Origin of the sequence: Allobosea sp. WAO, assembly GCF_001509835.1 — a bacterium.
GTDB lineage: Bacteria > Pseudomonadota > Alphaproteobacteria > Rhizobiales > Beijerinckiaceae > Allobosea.
The window spans coordinates 447,019-465,828 of sequence record NZ_JXTJ01000003.1 but is presented as its reverse complement, the minus strand read 5'-3'; the positions used below and the strand labels follow the sequence as shown (position 1 = coordinate 465,828).

Annotated in this window: 15 protein-coding genes; 9 read left to right on the top strand and 6 right to left on the bottom strand. The window is 68.2% G+C overall.

All coding sequences use genetic code 11. The features are described from left to right. Nucleotides 1-2: 2 nt before the first annotated feature. A complete protein-coding gene (locus DK26_RS03770) occupies nt 3-743 on the top strand; it encodes a TlyA family RNA methyltransferase (RefSeq protein WP_066468415.1) in 741 nt (246 codons plus the stop codon). 3 nt (nt 744-746) lie between these two features. Here the strand turns inward: DK26_RS03770 and DK26_RS03765 are convergent, their stop codons facing one another. Then, nucleotides 747-1,181: a hypothetical protein gene (locus DK26_RS03765; protein ID WP_066468414.1), complete on the bottom strand. Its 435-nt coding sequence runs from the start codon at nt 1,179-1,181 to the stop codon at nt 747-749. 155 nt (nt 1,182-1,336) lie between these two features. Between DK26_RS03765 and DK26_RS03760 the strand changes: the two genes are divergently transcribed. From DK26_RS03760 to DK26_RS03750, 3 genes are all read left to right on the top strand, one after another. Next, nucleotides 1,337-2,098, top strand: coding sequence for an SOS response-associated peptidase (locus tag DK26_RS03760; protein ID WP_066468412.1), 762 nt, complete (start codon nt 1,337-1,339; stop codon nt 2,096-2,098). A 63-nt stretch (nt 2,099-2,161) separates the two neighbouring features. Further along, complete coding sequence (locus DK26_RS03755) at nt 2,162-3,769, top strand: gamma-glutamyltransferase (RefSeq protein WP_066468409.1); 1,608 nt, start codon at nt 2,162-2,164, stop codon at nt 3,767-3,769. Nucleotides 3,770-3,865: 96 nt separating this feature from the next. Beyond that, nucleotides 3,866-5,008, top strand: coding sequence for an AGE family epimerase/isomerase (locus tag DK26_RS03750; RefSeq protein ID WP_066468406.1), 1,143 nt, complete (start codon nt 3,866-3,868; stop codon nt 5,006-5,008). Nucleotides 5,009-5,085: 77 nt separating this feature from the next. Here DK26_RS03750 and DK26_RS03745 read toward each other — a convergent pair whose 3' ends face one another. Both DK26_RS03745 and DK26_RS03740 read right to left on the bottom strand, forming a co-directional pair. Further along, complete coding sequence (locus DK26_RS03745) at nt 5,086-6,492, bottom strand: FAD-binding oxidoreductase (protein ID WP_066468404.1); 1,407 nt, start codon at nt 6,490-6,492, stop codon at nt 5,086-5,088. 19 nt (nt 6,493-6,511) lie between these two features. Beyond that, entirely contained in the window at nt 6,512-7,768 is a 1,257-nt protein-coding gene (locus tag DK26_RS03740) for an RsmD family RNA methyltransferase (RefSeq protein ID WP_066468787.1), read from the bottom strand. A gap of 186 nt (nt 7,769-7,954) precedes the next feature. Here DK26_RS03740 and DK26_RS03735 point away from each other — a divergent pair, with 186 nt between their 5' ends. Both DK26_RS03735 and DK26_RS03730 read left to right on the top strand, forming a co-directional pair. Next, nucleotides 7,955-8,998 (top strand): cysteine synthase A, encoded by a 1,044-nt coding sequence (locus DK26_RS03735; protein ID WP_066468402.1) that lies wholly within the window; start codon nt 7,955-7,957, stop codon nt 8,996-8,998. A 4-nt stretch (nt 8,999-9,002) separates the two neighbouring features. Further along, nucleotides 9,003-9,575 (top strand): hypothetical protein, encoded by a 573-nt coding sequence (locus DK26_RS03730; RefSeq protein WP_066468398.1) that lies wholly within the window; start codon nt 9,003-9,005, stop codon nt 9,573-9,575. A 29-nt stretch (nt 9,576-9,604) separates the two neighbouring features. Here the strand turns inward: DK26_RS03730 and DK26_RS03725 are convergent, their stop codons facing one another. Continuing rightward, nucleotides 9,605-10,972, bottom strand: coding sequence for a dicarboxylate/amino acid:cation symporter (locus DK26_RS03725; protein WP_066468396.1), 1,368 nt, complete (start codon nt 10,970-10,972; stop codon nt 9,605-9,607). Nucleotides 10,973-11,268: 296 nt separating this feature from the next. On the opposite strand from DK26_RS03725, the gene DK26_RS03720 reads away from it, so the two are divergent. Then, nucleotides 11,269-12,363: a TRAP transporter substrate-binding protein gene (locus DK26_RS03720; protein ID WP_066468394.1), complete on the top strand. Its 1,095-nt coding sequence runs from the start codon at nt 11,269-11,271 to the stop codon at nt 12,361-12,363. 197 nt (nt 12,364-12,560) lie between these two features. Beyond that, nucleotides 12,561-13,244: a hypothetical protein gene (locus DK26_RS03715; protein WP_066468390.1), complete on the top strand. Its 684-nt coding sequence runs from the start codon at nt 12,561-12,563 to the stop codon at nt 13,242-13,244. A gap of 9 nt (nt 13,245-13,253) precedes the next feature. Here DK26_RS03715 and DK26_RS03710 read toward each other — a convergent pair whose 3' ends face one another. Together DK26_RS03710 and DK26_RS03705 are read right to left on the bottom strand one after the other, a co-directional pair. After that, nucleotides 13,254-15,032: an SLC13 family permease gene (locus tag DK26_RS03710; RefSeq protein WP_066468388.1), complete on the bottom strand. Its 1,779-nt coding sequence runs from the start codon at nt 15,030-15,032 to the stop codon at nt 13,254-13,256. A 74-nt stretch (nt 15,033-15,106) separates the two neighbouring features. Continuing rightward, complete coding sequence (locus tag DK26_RS03705) at nt 15,107-16,096, bottom strand: magnesium transporter CorA family protein (protein WP_066468387.1); 990 nt, start codon at nt 16,094-16,096, stop codon at nt 15,107-15,109. 210 nt (nt 16,097-16,306) lie between these two features. Here DK26_RS03705 and DK26_RS03700 point away from each other — a divergent pair, with 210 nt between their 5' ends. Continuing rightward, complete coding sequence (locus tag DK26_RS03700; RefSeq protein ID WP_066468386.1) at nt 16,307-18,808, top strand: methyl-accepting chemotaxis protein; 2,502 nt, start codon at nt 16,307-16,309, stop codon at nt 18,806-18,808. Nucleotides 18,809-18,810: the final 2 nt, after the last annotated feature.

Below are 18,810 nucleotides of genomic sequence, written 5' to 3'. Positions count from 1 at the left end.
CGATGACCGCCGGCCTGCCGCGCCGCGTCCGGGCCGACCTTTTGCTGGTCGAGCGCGGCCTGTTCGAAAGCCGGGCACGGGCCCAGGCCGCCATTGCAGCCGGGCTCGTCAGCGCCGACGGCGTCGTTCTGCGCAAGGCGTCCGAGACCGTTCCCGATACCGCCGAAATCGCGGCGCAGGCGCCCCACCCATACGTTTCGCGCGGCGGGGTGAAACTCGCAGCGGCACTCGACGCCTTCGGCATCGATCCGGCCGGGCTCGCCTGCCTCGATGTCGGCGCCTCGACCGGCGGCTTCAGCGACGTGCTGCTCCGGCGCGGCGCAGCCCATGTCCATGCCGTCGATGTCGGCCGATCCCAGCTGCATGAGAGCCTGCACGGCCATCCGCGCCTCAGCAGCCTGGAGAGCCAGGACATCCGCACGCTCGATCCCGCTCTGCTGGGCGAGCCGCCGGCGCTCGCCGTCATCGATGTCAGCTTCATCTCGCTGAAACTGGTGCTGCCGGCCGTGGCGAAGCTGCTGGCGCCCAAAGCGCAGCTCGTCGCACTGGTGAAGCCGCAATTCGAGACGAAGCGCTCGGCGCTCAAGAAGGGTGTGTTGCGCGACGAGGCCTTGCAGGAAGCGATCTGCGCCGAGATCGCCGAACTCACCGCCGAACTCGGTTTCCGGGTATTTGGCCCGATCCCCTCCCCGATCGAGGGCGGCGACGGCAACCGCGAATTCCTGATCGGCGGGGCGCGCTGAGCCTCAGCCAGCGATCAGCGCATCGATCTCCGCCTGCACGACGCCCCGGTCGATATTGGCGGCGTCGCCCTGGCCGTTGGCATTGATGAAGGCCGCAGCCCGCGCGATCAGGCGGCGCAGGGACAGGCTGGCGACATCGACGATCAGTGCGGGGTCTTCGCTGTCCGGCATCTCCTCGATCAGCGCGGTCGCGGTGAGGACGAGGCGGTCCATGGCGGCGCAGAGCTCGTCGAAGGCCGCGACCTCACGCGCGCCGAGCCGCTGGTAGGCCTCGCGCGCTTCCGCCGCGCAGCGCAGCGACGAGGCTTCGAAATGCTCGGAATAGCTGACCGCCTGCCAGGCACGCAGCTCGACCAGAAGCGCACGGTCCATCGGCACCATCTCGAGCAGCATCAGCGCTTCGCTATGGCGGTTCAGATAGTCCGTCGAGAGGCGCATCGGTGAAGGCTCGGTTCGGGAGCCGACTGCCGCGTTCGGCGCATCTGATCTTGCGGGAGCGGACATACAGGCGGCCTCGAAATCGCTGGGAATATGCGCGGCCAAACCCAAATAAAGTATTGATCGGACGTATCGGAACGTCGACTGAACAGGACATGTGTGGCCGCTACGCCGTAACCTTGCCGCCGGAAGCGATGCGCCAGGCCTTCGCCTATCGCGAGCAGCCGAACTTTCCGCCGCGCTACAACATCGCGCCTACGCAGCCGGTGCCGGTAGTCAGGCTCGAGCAAGGCATGCGCCAGTTCATCCTGATGCGCTGGGGCTTCATTCCCGGCTGGGTCAAGGATCCCAAGGACTTTCCGCTGGTCATCAACATCCGCAGCGAAAGCGCGGCCGAGAAGCCCTCCTTCCGCGCCGCCCTCGCCCGACGGCGCTGCCTGATGCCGGCAGACGGGTTCTACGAATGGCACCGCCTCGGCGAGGGCCGCCGGCAGGAAAACCGGCCCTATCTCTTCCGCCGGCCAGATCGTGGCTTCTTCGCCTTCGCGGCGCTGTGGGAGACCTGGCACAGCCCGGACGGCTCGGAGATCGACACGGTCGCGATGGTGACCGGCCCCGCCAACGGGCAGATGGCGGCAATCCACCACCGCTCCCCGGTGATCCTGGCCCCTGATGCCTACGACGCCTGGCTCGATCCGGCATCAGAGCCCGCAGCGCTTCGGCCATTGCTGCGCCCGCCCCCGGACGACCTGCTGGAGATGATCCGGCTCGGCGATGCCGTGAACAAGGTCGCCAATGACGGGCCGGAATTGCAGCAGCCCTTCGATCCCGCATCGGCGCCGAAGCCGCCCGAGCAGAAGCCCGCCATGCGTTCGCGGCGGGGCGGCAAGGACGACGCGCAGGGCAGCCTGTTCTAGCGCAGGGGGCGACGGCGCGCTTACTCTCGGCCAACGACAGGACCGACTGGAGGAACGCCTGACATGCATGGCCGCCGCCCGACGATGAGTTCCCTGCACGGCATGGTCGCCGCAGCCCACCCGCTGGCGGCGCAGGCCGGAGCGCGCATCCTCGCCCAGGGCGGCAATGCCTTCGACGCGGTCGGCGCGGTCGCGGCGGCGCTCAACGTGGTCGAACCGTTCATGTCGAGCCTCGCTGGAATGGGCTCGGCGACGATGTGGGTCGCCGCCGAGAAGCGGGTGCGCGTGCTCGATTTCGTGCCGCCCGTGCCGGGCAGCTTCCCGCTCGAGCGCTTCAGCCAGCGTTCGGACCTCGAGCGCGGCGCGCTCGCCGTCGCCCCGCCCGGCAACCTCGCCGGCTGGTGCGAACTCAACCGCACCTATGGACACCTGTCGCTGGCGGAGATCTTCGCACCGGCTATCTCACTGGCCGCTGACGGGTTTCCGATCGCCGAGTTCGGCGTCGCGGAGTTCAACGAGCAGGCACCGCTCCTGCGCGAGCGCCCGGAGCTTCATGCCGACTGGGCGAAGAACTACCTGCCGGGTGGCGGCGACACGGTCGAGCTCGGCCAGATCCTGCGCCAGCCCGATCTCGCCCGAACGCTCTCCGAGATCGCGGCCAAGGGTCCGGAGCACTTCTATCGCGGCACGCTTGGCGAGACCGTGATCGCGCATCTCAAGGCCAAGGGCGGCACGCTGACCATGGCCGATCTCGGCGAGGTCGCGCCGCGCTGGCGCGAGCCGATCGCCGCCGCCTATCGCGACCGGCTCGTGCATGTGCCGCCGCCGGCCTGCGAAGGCTTCCAGTTCCTCCTGACCCTGCGCATCCTCGACGGTTTCGACCTCGTCGGGCTGGAGCGCGACGGCGCCGAACATCTCGACATCGTCTACCGCGCCATCCGCCTCGCCGCCGGCCAGCGCATCGCCCACAACAATCCGAAGCCGGAGAAGCTCGCCGAGCTCTTGTCCGATGCCTCGGTCGAGACCTTGCGCGCCCGCGTGCGCGACGGCCAGCCGATCACCGGCCCGACCGAGCAATGGATGGCGGAGGCGCCCGCCGGCGAGGACCCGGCCCACACCACCTCCTTCTCGATCGCCGACCGCGAAGGCAATCTGATCTGCGTGACGCAGAGCATCGGCAGCCCGTTCGGCAGCGGCGTGGTCGTGCCGGGTACGGGGCTCTGCCTCAACAATTTCCTGTACTGGGCCGATGTCCAGCCCGGCAGCCCGAACCGCTCGCAGCCGGGCTCGGAACTGCCGATGTGCATGTCGCCGAGCCTGTCGACCCGCAATGGCGAGCCGGTGCTGGCGCTCGGCACGCCCGGCAGCTACGGCATCCTGCAGACGCAGGCGCAGGCCATGGTCCAGCATGTCGATTTCGGCCTGCCGCTGCAGGAGGCGATCGAGGCGCCGCGTGCCCGGCTCTGGGATGGCTGCGCCATCGAGATCGAGAACCGTATTCCAAGCGAGACGATCGCCGCCCTGCGGCAGCGGGGCCACGAGATCACCCCCTTCGATGTCGGCTGGACGATGCGGGTCGGCGGCATGCAGGCGGTCGCGCGCGACCCGGCGAACGGCAAGCTGACGGGCGCCTGCGACCCACGCCGCGACGGCTATGTCGCGACGCCCTGAGCGGACGCGGGGCTGAACAGGGGCTTCGCCTGCGCCGCGATGGCAGAGCTGTGACCATAGCCAACACCGTTACGCCGATGTCTTCGAGGATTTTGCATGTCGACGCCCGCCAATGATCTTCGCTCCTGGCTGACGAACTGCCTGCTGCCGGGCTGGATCGCGCGTGCCTACGATCCGGCGCGGCCGGGCTTCGTCGAATATCTCACACCGGACGGGACGCCCGAGCTCGGCGAGATCGGCACGACGCTGGTCACGGCGCGTCTCACCTATGTCTTCAGCCATGCCCATCTGCTCGGCGTGCCCGGCGCGCTGGCAGCGGCGCGGCACGGCATCGCCTTCCTGACCGGCGCCTGCCGCCGCGTCGATGGACGCTACAGCCATTCCTGCAACGCGCAGGGCGAGGCCGTCGACGACAGGTCTGATTTCTACGATCTCGCCTTCGTGCTCTTCGCCTTCGGCTGGTTCGCGAAGGCGAGCGGCGACGAGAGCGTGCTGGCAATGGCCGGCGAAGTCATGGATTTCCTGGAGCAGGAGCTGGCGCACCCGGCCGGCGGCTTCAGGGAGGACACGCTGGATACCCAGCCCCGGCGCCAGAACCCGCATATGCACCTGCTCGAAGCCTGCCACGCGCTCGCGGCGGTCTCGCCCGATCCGCGCTGGCTGGCGACCGCCGACAGGCTGGTTGGGCTGATGCGGGAGCGCATGCTGGACGGCAGTGGTACGCTCGGCGAATTCTTCGGCAACGACTGGGCAGCCTTCCCCGGCCCGCGCGGGCTGATCCGGGAGCCCGGCCATCATTTCGAGTGGACCTGGCTGCTCTATCACCATGAGCGGCTGACCGGCTCGACGGAGGCCCGCGCGACGGCGCACAAACTCCACGCCTTCGGGCAGCGCCAGGTCGATGCGCCGGGCAACGGCTCAGGCCTCGTCGTGAACGAGGTCGATCCGGCAGGGCGCGTGCTGAACGGCGCCGCGCTGCTCTGGCCGCAGACCGAATATCTGAAAGCCCTGGTCGCGCGGATCGAGTTCGAGGGCGATGCGGATGCCGCCGCCCGGCTCGATCAGCATGTCGCGCTGATGTTCCAGCACTTCGTCGACCGCGAGAGCGGACTATGGGTCAACCAGCTCGGCGAAAACGGGAAGCCGATCGCCGACCGGGTCCCGGTCCGGGTGCTCTATCATCTGGTGCTGGCGCTGGCCGAGATCTGCCGGGTGCGCGAGGGCGGCGCGGCCGCATAGAGCCTCCTGCCCCATAATGACACTCCCGTTCCGCCCAGATCAGCGTCCCGGGCTCCCGGGCGCCGCTCGCGACCGCCCTACAACACCGCCCCGGGGTTGAGCACGCCCTTCGGGTCGAGCGCCGCCTTGACGGTGCGCATCAGATCGAGCTCGACCGGGTCCTTCACCCCCGGCAGCAGCGAGCGCTTCAGCCGGCCGATGCCGTGCTCGGCCGAAATCGAGCCCTTGAGCTCGGTGACGATGGCGTGGACGGCGGCGTTCATCGCGTCCCAACCGGCGAGATAGGCCGCTTTGTCGGCGCCGACCGGCTGGCTGACATTGAAATGGATGTTGCCGTCGCCGAGATGGCCGAAAGGCACCGGCCGGCAGCCCGGCACCAGCTCCTCGACCTTGGCGATGGCGCGCCTGAGGAATTCCGGCGTCGCGTGCAGCGGCACCGAGACGTCGTGTTTGATCGAGCCGCCCTCATGGGTCTGCACCTCCGAAAGCATCTCGCGCAGCTTCCAGAGATCGGCGCGCTGGCCGAGCGATCCGGCGAGCACCGCATCGGTGACCAGACCGGCCTCCATCGCCTCGCCGAGGAAATTCTCGACGGCTTCCGACAGGCCGGTCTCGGCCTGGGCGCAGACCTCCATCAGCACGTACCAGGGTGACGGCTCCGAGAGCGGATCGCGGGCTCCGTCGGCATGGCGCACGACGAAGTCGAGCCCGATGCGCGGCATCAGCTCGAAGGTGGTGAGCGTGCCGCCGGCGCTGGCCTTGGCCTTGTTCAGGAGCGCCAGCGCCGCTTCCGGATCGGGCACGGCGAGGAAGGCGGTGGCGCGCGCCGCCGGCAGCGGGAAGAGCTTCAGCACCGCGGCGGTGATGATGCCGAGCGTGCCTTCCGAGCCGATGAAGAGGTTCTTCAGGTCGTAGCCGGTATTGTCCTTGCGGAGCTGACGCAAGCCGTTCCAGACACGGCCATCGGGCAGCACGACCTCGAGCCCCAGGCAGAGTTCGCGGGCATTGCCATAGGCGATCACGGCGGTGCCGCCGGCATTGGCCGAGAGATTGCCGCCGACCGTGCAGGAGCCTTCCGAGGCGAGCGAGAGCGGGAAGAGCCGCCCGGCGGCCTCGGCCGCCTCCTGCGCCTTCTGCAGGATGACGCCGGCCTCGACCGTCATGGTGTCGCCTTCGACATCGACCGAACGGACCTTGTCGAGCCGCTGCAGCGACAGGATGATCTCCCGGCCGTCGGCGACCGGGACCTGGCCACCGACCATGCCGGTATTGCCGCCCTGCGGCACGATCGTCGCGCCGGTCTCGCTCGCCCATTTCATCAGGGCCGACACCTCGGCGACCGAGCCCGGCCGCACGACCGCCTGCGCCTTGCCGTTGAAGAGGCCGCGAGGCTCCTTGAGATAGGGCACCATCGCATCGGCGTCGGTGACGACATTCTTCGCGCCGACGATGCCGGCCAGAGCTTCGGTAACGGACGCGCTCATCCTGCCTCCCGAGACGTGATCACTTGGGGCCGGCAGCCTTGCGGAAGACGCCGACGAGTTCGATGTGAGCGGAATAGCGGAACTGATCGACCGGCGTCACGCGTTCCAACGCATAGCCGCCTGCGACCAAAAGCGCCGCGTCGCGCGCGAAGCTGCCGACATCGCAGGAGACATAGGCGACGACGGGCACTTTCGATCCCGCGAGCCGCCTGACCTGCGCCTCCGCTCCGGCGCGCGGCGGATCGAGCACGACGGCATCGAAAGCGGAGAGTTCATGCTCGAGCAGCGGCCGGCGGAAGAGATCGCGGACCTCGGCCGCGATCGGCTTCAGCCCCTGCGCCCGGCTCGCGGCGCGCTGCAGCGCCTGCACCGCCGTCTTGTCGCTCTCGAAGGCGGTGACGTGGCAGCGCTCCGCGAGACGGAAGCTGAACGGGCCGCAGCCGGCGAAGAGATCGGCGACGCGCTTCGCCTTCGGCAGCGCCGCGAGGACGAGCTCGGCCAGTATCTCCTCGCCGCGCGCCGTCGCCTGCAGGAAGCCGCCCGGGCCCGGCGTGACCGCCGCCTTGCCCATGACATGGAAGGGCGCGCGCCGCTCGACGACGATGTCGCCATGCATGGAGAGCCGCGCGAGATCGAGCCGTTCGGCCGCCTCGGTCAAGGTTCGGCGCAGCGAATTGCCGGCCGGGCCATGCCCGCGGATATCAACGTCAAGCCCGGCTTCGGAAGCGGTGATCTGCAGATCGAGCGGCTTGTTCGAGCCGCCGAGCCGGTTGGCGAGGAGCTGGGCGACAGCGGGCGCGCGCGACAACCCGGGCGCCAGCACCGGGCAGGAATCGACGGCGATCAGGTCATGGCTGCGCGCCGCCATGAAGCCGATGCGCATGCCGTCATCCTCGCGCCGGGCGTGGAACGTGACGCGCCGGCGCCCGGTGCCATGGGCGTCGAGCGGCGGCTCGACCGCGACCCCGGCGGCAACGCGCCCGAGCGCCGTCACGACCTGCTGGCGCTTCCATTCGGCATAGAGCCCCTCACCCATGTGCTGGGCGACGCAGCCGCCGCAGCGGGTGAAGAGCGGACAGATCGCGGCGATGCGCGAGGCGGATGGCGCCAGGATCTCGACGACTTGCGCCCGTTCGCCGTCCCGCACCGCGCGAACGCTCTCGCCCGGCAGCGCGAAAGGTACGAAGACCTGGCCGTCCGTCGTCTCGGCCACGCCGTCGCCGCGCTGGCCGAGCCGCGCGATCGTCAGGGTTTCATTCATGGCAAGAGCAGACATGCGCATCCGGGCAGGGTTGAAGAAGAGGCGTGGCCTATCAGTTCCTGCGCCGGGAGGGAAATCATCATCTTTTTTCGCTGAGATTTGGAAGAACTATCCCGTGAAGTCCCGGGCGAACCGATTATGTTGGCGACCTGCTGCGCCCGGCCGGGATCGGACCGGCGGCAGGCCAAAGAGGAAGTGGCCATGACTATCCGCAACGGCGTCGTCGAGGCGATCGGCAACACCCCCCTGATCCGGCTGAAGCGCGCCTCGCAGGAAACCGGCTGCGAAATCCTCGGCAAGGCCGAGTTCATGAATCCCGGCCAGTCGGTCAAGGACCGTGCCGCGCTCGCCATCATCCGCGATGCCGAAAAGCGCGGTTCGCTCCGCCCCGGCGGCGTCATCGTCGAGGGCACGGCCGGCAATACCGGCATCGGGCTCGCGCTGGTCGGCAACGCGCTCGGCTACCGCTCCGTGATCGTCATCCCGGAGACGCAGAGCCAGGAAAAGAAGGACATGTTGCGGCTCGCCGGCGCGACGCTCGTCGAGGTCCCGGCCGTCGGCTACGTCAATCCCAACAACTATGTGAAGGTCTCCGGCCGCCTCGCCGAGGAACTGGCCAAGACCGACCCCAATGGCGCGATCTGGGCCAACCAGTTCGACAATGTCGCCAACCGGCAAGGCCATATCGAGACGACCGGGCCGGAGATCTGGCAGCAGACCGACGGCAAGGTCGACGGCTTCATCTGCGCCGTCGGCACGGGCGGCACGCTCGCCGGCGTCGCCATCGCGCTGAAGGGCTTCAACCCGAAGGTCCGGATCGGCCTCGCCGATCCGATGGGCGCGGCGCTCTACTCCTATTACAAGACCGGCGAATTGAAGGCCGAAGGGTCCTCGATCACCGAAGGCATCGGCCAGGGCCGGATCACCAAGAACATCGAGAACGCGCCGATCGACGTCGCCTTCCAGATCCCGGACGAGGAAGCGATCCCGCTCTGCTTCCAGCTGCTCGAGGAAGAGGGTCTGTGCCTTGGCGGCTCCTCGGGCATCAACGTCGCCGGCGCGATCCGGCTGGCGAGAGAGCTCGGCCCCGGCCACACCATCGTGACCGTCCTCTGCGATTACGGCACGCGCTATCAGTCGAAGCTGTTCAATCCGGAGTTCCTGCGCTCGAAGAACCTGCCGGTGCCCGGCTGGCTCGAACGCAATGGCGGGTTGAAGGATGTCATGGCCAAGGTGATGGCCTGAACCCATGCTGCTCGACCGGCGAACGCTTGCAGGCATCGCCGAGGGCAGCATCACCCGGGTGTTGCGACGCTGGCGCCGGCCGAGCGTCCGCAGCGGCGGCAGCCTGACGACGGCTGCCGGAGTGCTTGCGATCGAGGCGGTCGAGCTGGTCAGCGAGGCCGATATCGACGACGCAGAGGCGACAGCCGCCGGCTTCGCCTCGCGCGAGGCAGCGCTGGCGAGCCTCGCCGGCCGGGAAGGCGACCTCTACCGCATCCGCCTCCACCTTGCGGGCCCCGATCCGCGGCTCGCGCTGCGCGAAGCGGCCGAGCTCGATGCGGACGAGGTCGAGGCGCTTGCAGCGCGCCTTGGCCGGCTCGATACCCGCCGCCCCTGGACGGCGGCAACGCTTGCCCTGATCGCGGCCCATCCCGGCCGCCGCGCGCCGGAACTCGCCGCCCTCATCGGCCGCGAGACGCTCGCCTTCAAGCAGGATGTGCGCAAGCTGAAAGTCCTCGGGCTGACCGAGAGCCTCGAAGTGGGTTACCGGCTGTCGCCGCGCGGCGAGGCGCTGCTTTCGCAGCTCCCGCCGCGCTGAGGCCATGGCCCAGCCGGTGCAGTGCCGCCTCAGGCGGTCTGCGCCTCCGCCTCGAGCGCGTCGATGTCGCCGGCACGGTCGTATTGCGCCTGATCGAGCATGCCCTGGCGCTTGGCGACGATGGTCGGCACCAGAGCCTGGCCGGCGACGTTCACCGCAGTGCGGCCCATGTCGAGGATCGGGTCGATCGCGAGCAGGAGGCCGACGCCGGCGAGCGGCAGGCCAAGCGTAGAGAGCGTCAAGGTCAGCATCACCGTCGCGCCGGTGAGGCCTGCGGTCGCCGCCGAGCCGATCACCGAGACGAAGACGATCAGCACATATTCCTGCAGGCCGAGCGGCAGGCCGTAGAACTGCGCGACGAAGATCGCCGAGATCGCCGGATAGATCGCGGCGCAGCCATCCATCTTGGTGGTCGCGCCGAGCGGCACGGCGAAGGCTGCGTATTCCCGGGGCACGCCGAGGCTCTTCTCGGTCACGGCCTCGGTCACTGGCAAGGTGCCGACCGAGGAGCGCGAGACGAAGGCGAGCTGGATCGCCGGCCAGGCGCCTGCGAAGAAGCGCGCCGGCGAGAGACCGTGCAGCAGGAGCAGGACGGGATAGACGATCAGCAGCACGATCGCGAGGCCGAGATAGATCGCGAAGGCGTACCAGGAGAGCTGCTGCAAGGTCTGCCAGCCATATTGCGCGACGGCATTGCCGAGCAGGCCGACCGTGCCGATCGGCGTCAGCCGGATCACCCACCAGAGGATCTTGCGGACGATGGCCAGCAGCGACTCGTTGAAGGCAAGGAAGCTGTTGGCCCGCTCGCCGACCTTCAGCGCCGCGACGCCGACGACGATCGAGATCACCAGCAATTGCAGCACGTTGAAGCCGAGCCGGGTTGTCGCCGCGCCGCCTTCGACGCGGGTCGTCGCCTGCAGGCCGAGCATGTTGGCGGGCACGAGGCCCTTCAGGAAATCGAGCCAGGAGCCGACCGTCGCGGGCGCCTTTGCGCTTGCGGCCGCGACGCCGGAATTCAGGCCGGGCTGGATGATCAGGCCGAGCGCGATGCCGATCAGCACCGCGATGAAAGCGGTGACGGCGAACCAGAGCAGCGTCTGCCAGACCAGGGCGGCCGCGTTGGAAAGCTGCCGGAGATTGCTGATCGAGGCGACGATCGCCGTGAAGATCAGCGGCGGTACCAGCGCCTGCAGCAGCTGCACGAAGATCGAGCCGGTGGTCTGGAGTGCGACGGTCAGCCCGTTCGGCTGCCCGGCCGCATCCGGGCCGATAGTACGCGCGACCCAGCCGAGCAGGAGCCCGACCACCATGGCCAGCAGGACCTGAAAGCCGAAGCTGGAATAGAACGGCTTTGTGCCGGCGCTCTTCACGCCGGCTGGGGACGTCATCGTTGTCATGGCAGGAACTCGTCAATCGCCGCCGTGCGGCTCTATTTATACGCGAGGATATAATGCGCCGCAGCAGATAAGGCGAAGGAGCAGATTTCTGTTTTGCGCGCAGCCCGCGACAGGATCATTCTACTCCATCTCGATTCCCGGCGAGTTTTATCCCTTTGCCGGCAAGAGAACGCGGGGCAGGCGTGCGCCTCCGGGCCTGTCGGCCTCGGGACACCGCTGCTAACCAAACGGCGCTTTCAACGAACCGCACCGGCACGCCGGACAAAAGCTGCGGTCAACGCCTGGAGAGAACATCGATGAAGAGACGCCAATTCCTTGCAGCCGGCGCGACTGCGGCATTCGCCGCCCCGATCGCGAGCCCCGCCATCGCGCAATCGGCGCCCTCCGTCCGCTGGCGGCTGGTCTCGGCCTTCCCGAAGTCTCTCGACACGCTCTATGGCGGCTCGCTTGAGCTGGCGCGCCGGGTCAGCGAGGCCACGGACGGGCAGTTCCAGATCCAGCCCTTCGCGGCCGGCGAGATCGTCCCCGGCGGCGCGGCGGTGATCGACGCGACGTCCAAGAACACCGTCGAATGCTGCCATACCTGCAGCTATTACGGCATCGGCATCGACCCTGCCTTCGCCTTCGGCACCTGCGTCCCGTTCGGCCCCAATGCCCGCCAGACCAATGCCTGGCTGACGGTCGGTGGCGGGAACGACGTGCTCAACGAGTTCTACGCCAAGCACAATCTCTACGCGCTCCCGGCCGGCAACACCGGCGTGCAGATGGGCGGCTGGTTCCGCAAGGAGATCAACACCGTCGAGGATCTGAAGGGCATCAAGTTCCGCGTCGGCGGGCTCGCCGGCAATGTCCTGCTCAAGCTCGGCGTCGTGCCGCAGCAGATCGGCGGCGGCGACCTCTATTCCTCGCTGGAGCGCGGCACCATCGACGCGGCCGAATGGACCGGCCCCTATGACGACGAGAAGCTCGGCCTCTACCGGGTGGCGAAGTACTATTACTACCCGGGCTGGTGGGACCAGGGCACGGTGATCTCGATGATGATCAACCGCGCGAAATGGGATGAGCTGCCGGCCCGCTACAAGGCCGTGCTGAGCGATGCCTGCGCCGCCACCAACCAGTGGATGCAGGCGAAGTACGATCACGAGAACCCGATCGCGCTGAAGCGCGTGGTCGCTGCCGGCGCCATCCTGCGCCCGTTCTCGCCGGCTATCATGGAAGCGAGCTTCAATGCTGCCCAGCAGACCTATGACGAGATCAACGCGAGCAACCCAACCTTCAAGAAGATCCTCGGCGAGGTCATGGCCTATCGCGATGCGACCTCGCTGTGGTGGCAGGTCAGCGAACTGCCCTACGACATCAACATCGCCAACCTGATCCGGCGCGCCCGGTAAGGTCTTAAAGGGGGAGCCCGGCGCTCCCCCTTTTCGTATCGGCCGCAGGCCCTTTACTCTGCGCAACGGCCAACCCCGGACGGTCGCGGCACATTGTGCCTGACTGCGACGTCCCAAGAGCGGCGCGACGAGACGGGCCGATGATGAGCGAACCTCCCGCGCAAATGGAACGGACGCTGCGGCGACAGAAGCGGCAAATGACGATCGCCGGTCTGGTCGTCACCACCGCATGGCTCGCGATGGGCTCATGGCTGCTCTGGCATGTCGGCTTCCCGGACGGGCTGCGGCTCAACGATATCGGCGACTTCCTCTCCGGCGTCGTCGCCCCCCTCGCCTTCATCTGGCTGGTGATCGGCTATTTCCAGCAGGGTGCGGAACTGTCGCTGAACTCCCGCTCGCTGGCGCTCCAGGTCAAGGAGATGCAAGAATCCGTCCGCCAGCAGAGCGAGCAGGCGGCGGCGCTGGTCAGCAGCGAGGCGCATTCGCGGCGCGACGTGCTGATGCGCGTCATCGCCTTCTACACCGACCTGCTCGCCTCCTATGCCTGCGACCTCTGGCGGCTGGCCGGCGGCATCGAGGAGGAGCGCATCGCCCAGGCCTGGGACCGATACAGCAAGGGCGACCGGGACATCTTCTTCTTCGGCCTGATCGACGCCCTGCGGCCATCCTCGCCGGCCTTGCCGGAGGCTGTCGGCACAGAGGAGGATCGCGAGGAACTGGCCCATCTCAGCGAAGAGTATCTGCGCATCTACGACGCCTTCATCGCCGAGCTCGGCCGGCTCGACGAGGCCCATGTGCTGCACGACATCTATCTGGCAGGCGACATGAAGATCGTGAAGGACCTGCTCGGCACGGTGCAGGCGGCGGCGCGCAAGCCCTAGAGGCGAGCTTCAGCGCAGCGGCCAGACCCAGAGGATCAGCGGCACGGTCAGCAGTATGACCAGCAGCGACAAGGGCGCGCCGAGCCGGGCATAGTCGCCGAAGCGGTAGCCGCCGGGGCCCATCACCAGCGTATTGCACTGATGGCCGATCGGGGTGAGGAAATCGCAGGCCGCGCCGATCGCCACCGCCATCAGGAAGGCATCGGGATTGTAGCCGAGCGTCTTGGCGAAGCCGGCGCCGATCGGCGCCATGACCAGAACCGTCGCGGCATTGTTGAGAAACGGCGTCACCGCCATGGCGGCGACCAGGATCAGCCCGACCGCACCCCAGCCCGGCAGGCCCGCGCCCGCCTGCGCCAGCCAGCCGGCAAAGAGATCCGTCGTGCCGGTGGTACGCAGGCTGTCGCTGACAGGGATCAGCGCCGCGAGCATGACGAGGATCGGCGCCTCGACCGAAGCATAGGCATCGCGCAGCGAGAGCGCCCGCAGCGCCAGCAGCAGCACCGCGGCCGAGAAGAAGGCGATCGCGACAGGAACCAGGCCGAGCGCCACCACCGCCACCGTGCCGACGACGATCGCGCCGGTGATCAGGCGCTTGCGGGCGCTGCCCAGCGACAGGCTGCGCGCCGCCAGCGGCAGCAGGCCGAGCTCGCGCAGGCGCTCCGGCAGGAGCTTCTCGTCGCCCTGCAGCAGGACGACGTCGCCATCGGCGAGGCGGATATCGCGTAGCCGCTCGGTGAAGCGCTCGCCGGCGCGGCTGATACCGAGCAGGTTGACCTGGAAGCGGGCGTGCAGATCGAGCTCAGCGGCTGTCGCGCCGGCGAGGAGCGAGCCTTGCGTCACCACGGCCTCGCCGGTGCGGGCGGGATCGAGCGAGCCCTCGGTCTCGGTCGGGCGGTTCTGGCCGACGAGCTCGAGCTTGCCTTCGGCGACGACGCGCTCCAGCGCCTTGGCCTCGCCGCGCAGCAGCACGATGTCGCCGGCCTTCAGGCTGGCGTCTGGCAACGGCGCCTGCCGGCGCTTGCCGCCGCGCAGGATGGCGACGACATCGACCTCGCCATCGGCCGGCTTCCTGAGATCGGCGATGGTGCGGCCACTCAGCGGCGCGTTGGCGGGTATCCGCGCCTCGGTGACGTAGTCCTTGATGTCGAGCGCCTGGTCGAGCGAGGCCGAGCCCTGCCGGTCCTTCGGCAGGAGCCGGTAGCCGAAACCGAGGAAGAGGCAGCCTGCGAAGGCGACGCCGATGCCAACCGGGGTGAAGTCGAACATGGCGAAAGGCTCGCCGCCAAGCTCCTCGCGGACCCGCGAGACGATGACGTTGGGCGAGGTTCCGACGAGGGTGACGATGCCGCCGAGCAGCGAGGCGAAGGCCATCGGCATCAGGAAGACCGAGGGCGACTTCCCGTCCTTGCGCGCGAGCTGATAGGCGATAGGCAGCATCATCGCGAGCGCGCCGATGTTCTTGATGATCGCCGACATCACCGCGACCGTGAAGACCAGCGCCATGACCTGGGTCTGGGTCGTGCGCAAGGCGGGCGCGATGCGCGAGAGCGCGCTCTCGACGAGGCCGGAACGCGCCACCGCGGCGCTGACGATCAGGGCACTGGCGACGATGATGACGATGTCGTCGGAGAAACCCTTGAAGGCGTCCTTCGGCTGTACGACGCCGAGCACGACGCCGGCGAGCAGCGCCAGCAGCGCAACCACGTCGTAGCGCAGACGCCCCCAGACGAAGGCAGCCATCATCGCGGCGACGAGCGAGCAGGAGAGAATCTGCGGCAGGGTCATCCGCGCCTTCTTACCGGGCGTGGGCGACGGATGCGAAGCCGAAAAAACGAAGCACTCGCCGGCGGATCACCGGCTCAGAGCCATTTCTTCCAGCGGAAGAACAGATAAGGCAGTATCGCCGCGACCACCATGATCCCAAGCGACATCGGATAGCCGAACTCCCACTTCAGCTCCGGCATCTTCTCGAAATTCATGCCGTAGATCGAGGCGACAAGCGTCGGCGGCATGAACACCACCGCGACGACCGAGAACAGCTTGATGATCTTGTTCTGCTCGATGCTGACCAGGCCGAGCGTCGCATTCAGCATGAATTGCAGCTTGTTGGACAGGAAGGTCGCGTGCTCCTCGATCGCCTGGACGTCGCGGATCGCGGACCGCCATTCGGGGGTGAAGCCGCTCATCGCCTTCTTGGTGCGCTTGAAGTTGGCCGAGAGGTAGAGCAGCACGCGCTCGACCGAGACCATGCTTTCGCGGACATTCGAGATGATGTGCTCGTACTGGCCGATGCGGCGCACCACCGCCTGATAGGCGCGGCCCTGCTCGACATTGGCGCTGTTGCCGTCGAAGATCTGGCGCGAGCGCATGTCGATCCGGTCGCCGACGCCGCGGAGGACCTCGGCCGCGCGGTCGGTGATGGCGTCGATCAGCCCCTCGATCACCCCGGCGGGCTCCAAGCTGCAGCCACCCGGCTTGCCGACGCGGTTGAGGAAGATGTTGAAGGCTCCCGGCTGGTCGTAGCGCACCGTGACCAGCGCCTGCTCGGTCAAGATGAAGGTGACGTCGGTCAGGCGGGGAACGTTGCTTTCCGACTGGCAGATCACCCGCATGGTCATGTAATGCGCGCCGTTCTCGGCGTAGATGATCTCGGACGGTTCGAGATCATGCATCTCCTCCCGGGTGGGGATCGAGATGCCGAGATGCTGCTCGACCTTGGCGTCTTCCGGCGTGGTCGGATTGAGGAGGTCGATCCAGATCGCCCCGGCGGGGATCGGCTCGTCTGGTCCCAGGGTCTGGTGGACGAGACGATCGCCCCGCGTCGGGCAGATTCCATGGATCAGCAGCATCGGCGGTCTTTCCGGAAACGCGGGCGCCGGAGCGCCGACCTGTGCGGCACCAACTCCAATCCCCGGACAGTGTCAAACCGATGACGCGCCTTGGGAAAAACCAGAGCTGGCCCTGCCCGGAGGATCACCGGGCGCGGCTGCGGCTGGTTAGCATAAAATAAATCGCAAAATGGGAAACCGCTGAGATCAATCGCCCCTCACGAGTTCTCCATGCTCAGCGCCGCACGAAACCTCAGCATCAAGACCATGCTCCTGACCGTCCTCGGTCTGGCCAGTGCGGCAATCGTAACGCTCGCGACGCAATCGCTCTGGCAAGCCTGGACGCGGCACAGCACGGCAGTCGAGGTTTCGGCCCTCGCCGACCTGAACACGGCCTATTTCACGGCGCTCCAGAATCTGCGCTTCGAGCGCGGCAACGGCTCGAGCGCGATGACGATGCCGACCGACAAGAATGGCGGGATGATCGAGGACGTGCTGACGCGGCGCAAGCGGCTGGACGATGCCATCGCCACGGCGGAGGCGATCGTCCGGAAGAACGGCTACGACGTCGCGACGAGCGTATCGCGCGAGATCGACGGCCATGTCGCCGCGCTCAAGCCGTTGCGGGCACGGATTGACGCCAACTGGAAGCTGCCGCTGGAAGAGCGCGACAAGGAACTGGTCGGCGCCAGCATGGCCCAGACCGGAAAGTTCCTGGCGGCACTCGAGGCCGCGTCGACGACGCTCGAGGAACGCATCCTCGCTCTCGATGCCAGCTTCGCCAATCTCACCTCGATCCGTTCGATGGCCTGGGCGGCGCGCTCGCTCAGCGGGTCCTCGACGATCCTGCTCAACAACGCCATCGCCGAGGCCCGGCCGCTCGACGCCAAGGAAAGCAATGCCGTCGTCGTCAACGACGCACGCCTGGAATTCGCATGGGGCGTGGTGAGGCAGCTCATCGGCCAGGCGACCACGCCGCAGGCGCTGAAGGACGCGCTCGCGACCGCAGAGGCCACTTATTTCGGCGGATCCTTCAAGGCGGTGCGCGCCGGCCTCGTCGCCGATGTGACGGGCGGCCGTAAGCCTTCGATCAATCCCGATCAGTGGCGCGACCAGATCGTCGCGGCCTCCGAGACGGTCGGCGCCGTGGCGAGCCGCGCCATCGATGTCCTGTCGGACGCCGCCGACGCCAAGGCGGACGCCGCGATGCGCTCGCTCGTGATGTACGGGCTGGTTCTGCTGGCTGCGCTGGCGCTCGCCGTCTTCGGGCTCTGGCTGGTGCAGAGCCGGGTGACACGCCCGATCACGTCGCTGACCGCCTCGATGAAGCGGCTGGCCCAGGGCGACTTCGCGGCCGAGGTCATCGACAGCGGCCGCAATGACGAAATCGGCGGCATGGCTGCCGCGGTCCGGGTGTTCAAGGAGAACGGCTTGCGTGTCCAGGCCCTCGAGGCCCAGGAGCGCGCCGCCGCGGCCGAGCGGGCTGCGCGGACGGAATCCATGATCGCCGTGGTCAACGATGTCGGTACTGTCGTCGCGGCTGCGGCGGCCGGCGATTTCAGCGCGCGCCTGCGCCTGGAGAGCGCCGACGCGCAGATGCAGCAGCTGGTCGACGGGATCAACCAGATCAATGCCGTCGTCGACGGCGCGACCACAGAGTTCGCCGACATCCTGGCATCGGTCTCGCAGGGCGACCTGACCCGCAGGATCGCCACCAGCTATCAGGGCCGCTTCGCCGAGCTCAAGCACTCGGTCAACGACACGGTCGCGCGGCTCTCGGACACGATCGGCGGCATCCAGGCGACGACCTCCCAGGTCTCGGCCTCGGCCCGCGAGATCAAGGCGGGCGCCGACGATCTCGCCAAGCGCACCGAGGAACAGGCGGCCTCGCTGGAGGAGACGGCGGCGACGACCGAGGAGCTCGCGGCCTCCGTCAAGGCGAGCGCCGGCTCTTCCAAGGTCGCGGCATCGGCCTCCGACGAGGCGATGGACGTCGCCCAGCAGGGCGGCATGATCGTGCAGGACGCCGTCGCTGCGATGGAGCGGATCGAGGCCGCCTCCCGCAAGATCACCGACATCACCTCGGTCATCGACGGCATCGCCTTCCAGACCAATCTCCTGGCGCTGAACGCGGCCGTGGAAGCCGCCCGCGCCGGCGATGCCGGCAAGGGCTTCGCCGTGGTCGCCTCGGAGGTCCGCACGCTGGCCCAGCGCTCGGGCGAGGCCTCGAAGGACATCACGACCCTGATCCAATCCTCGACGACCGAGATCGAGGAAGGCGTCAGGCTGGTCCGGTCGGCCGGAGCGGCTCTGGACAAGATCGTCTCGGCCTCGCGACAGGTCGCCACGACGGTCGTCGAGATCTCGGCGGCTGCGGGCGAGCAGGCGAACGGCATCGAGGAGATGAGCCAGACCGTCGCGCATATGGACGAGATGACTCAAGCGAACGCCGCGCTGGCCGAAGAGAGCGCCGCCTCCGCCGCCTCCCTCGCCGACCAGATCCACAGCCTCGACCAGCTCGTCGCGGCCTTCCGCATCGCCGGCGGGGATGTCAGGGCGAGCAGCGAGCCCGAGCGCCTGCGCAACCTCGCAGCCGCGGCCATGTCCGAAACCCGCTCCGCCCCGCGCGCACCGGCTCGGCGCACCCAGCCTTCCGCGGAGCAGCGCGCGCCGATGCCCGCCCGCAAGGTCGCCAACGGCGGAGCGCGGGACCTCGAGTGGGAGGAATTCTGAGC

Coding starts and splice junctions, on each gene's coding strand:
- DK26_RS03770 (WP_066468415.1), top strand. CDS start 3: ATGACCGCCGGCCTGCCGCGCCGCGTCCGGGCCGACCTTTTGCTGGTC.
- DK26_RS03765 (WP_066468414.1), bottom strand. CDS start 1,181: ATGCGCCTCTCGACGGACTATCTGAACCGCCATAGCGAAGCGCTGATG.
- DK26_RS03760 (WP_066468412.1), top strand. CDS start 1,337: ATGTGTGGCCGCTACGCCGTAACCTTGCCGCCGGAAGCGATGCGCCAG.
- DK26_RS03755 (WP_066468409.1), top strand. CDS start 2,162: ATGCATGGCCGCCGCCCGACGATGAGTTCCCTGCACGGCATGGTCGCC.
- DK26_RS03750 (WP_066468406.1), top strand. CDS start 3,866: ATGTCGACGCCCGCCAATGATCTTCGCTCCTGGCTGACGAACTGCCTG.
- DK26_RS03745 (WP_066468404.1), bottom strand. CDS start 6,492: ATGAGCGCGTCCGTTACCGAAGCTCTGGCCGGCATCGTCGGCGCGAAG.
- DK26_RS03740 (WP_066468787.1), bottom strand. CDS start 7,768: ATGTCTGCTCTTGCCATGAATGAAACCCTGACGATCGCGCGGCTCGGC.
- DK26_RS03735 (WP_066468402.1), top strand. CDS start 7,955: ATGACTATCCGCAACGGCGTCGTCGAGGCGATCGGCAACACCCCCCTG.
- DK26_RS03730 (WP_066468398.1), top strand. CDS start 9,003: ATGCTGCTCGACCGGCGAACGCTTGCAGGCATCGCCGAGGGCAGCATC.
- DK26_RS03725 (WP_066468396.1), bottom strand. CDS start 10,972: ATGACAACGATGACGTCCCCAGCCGGCGTGAAGAGCGCCGGCACAAAG.
- DK26_RS03720 (WP_066468394.1), top strand. CDS start 11,269: ATGAAGAGACGCCAATTCCTTGCAGCCGGCGCGACTGCGGCATTCGCC.
- DK26_RS03715 (WP_066468390.1), top strand. CDS start 12,561: ATGACGATCGCCGGTCTGGTCGTCACCACCGCATGGCTCGCGATGGGC.
- DK26_RS03710 (WP_066468388.1), bottom strand. CDS start 15,032: ATGACCCTGCCGCAGATTCTCTCCTGCTCGCTCGTCGCCGCGATGATG.
- DK26_RS03705 (WP_066468387.1), bottom strand. CDS start 16,096: ATGCTGCTGATCCATGGAATCTGCCCGACGCGGGGCGATCGTCTCGTC.
- DK26_RS03700 (WP_066468386.1), top strand. CDS start 16,307: ATGCTCAGCGCCGCACGAAACCTCAGCATCAAGACCATGCTCCTGACC.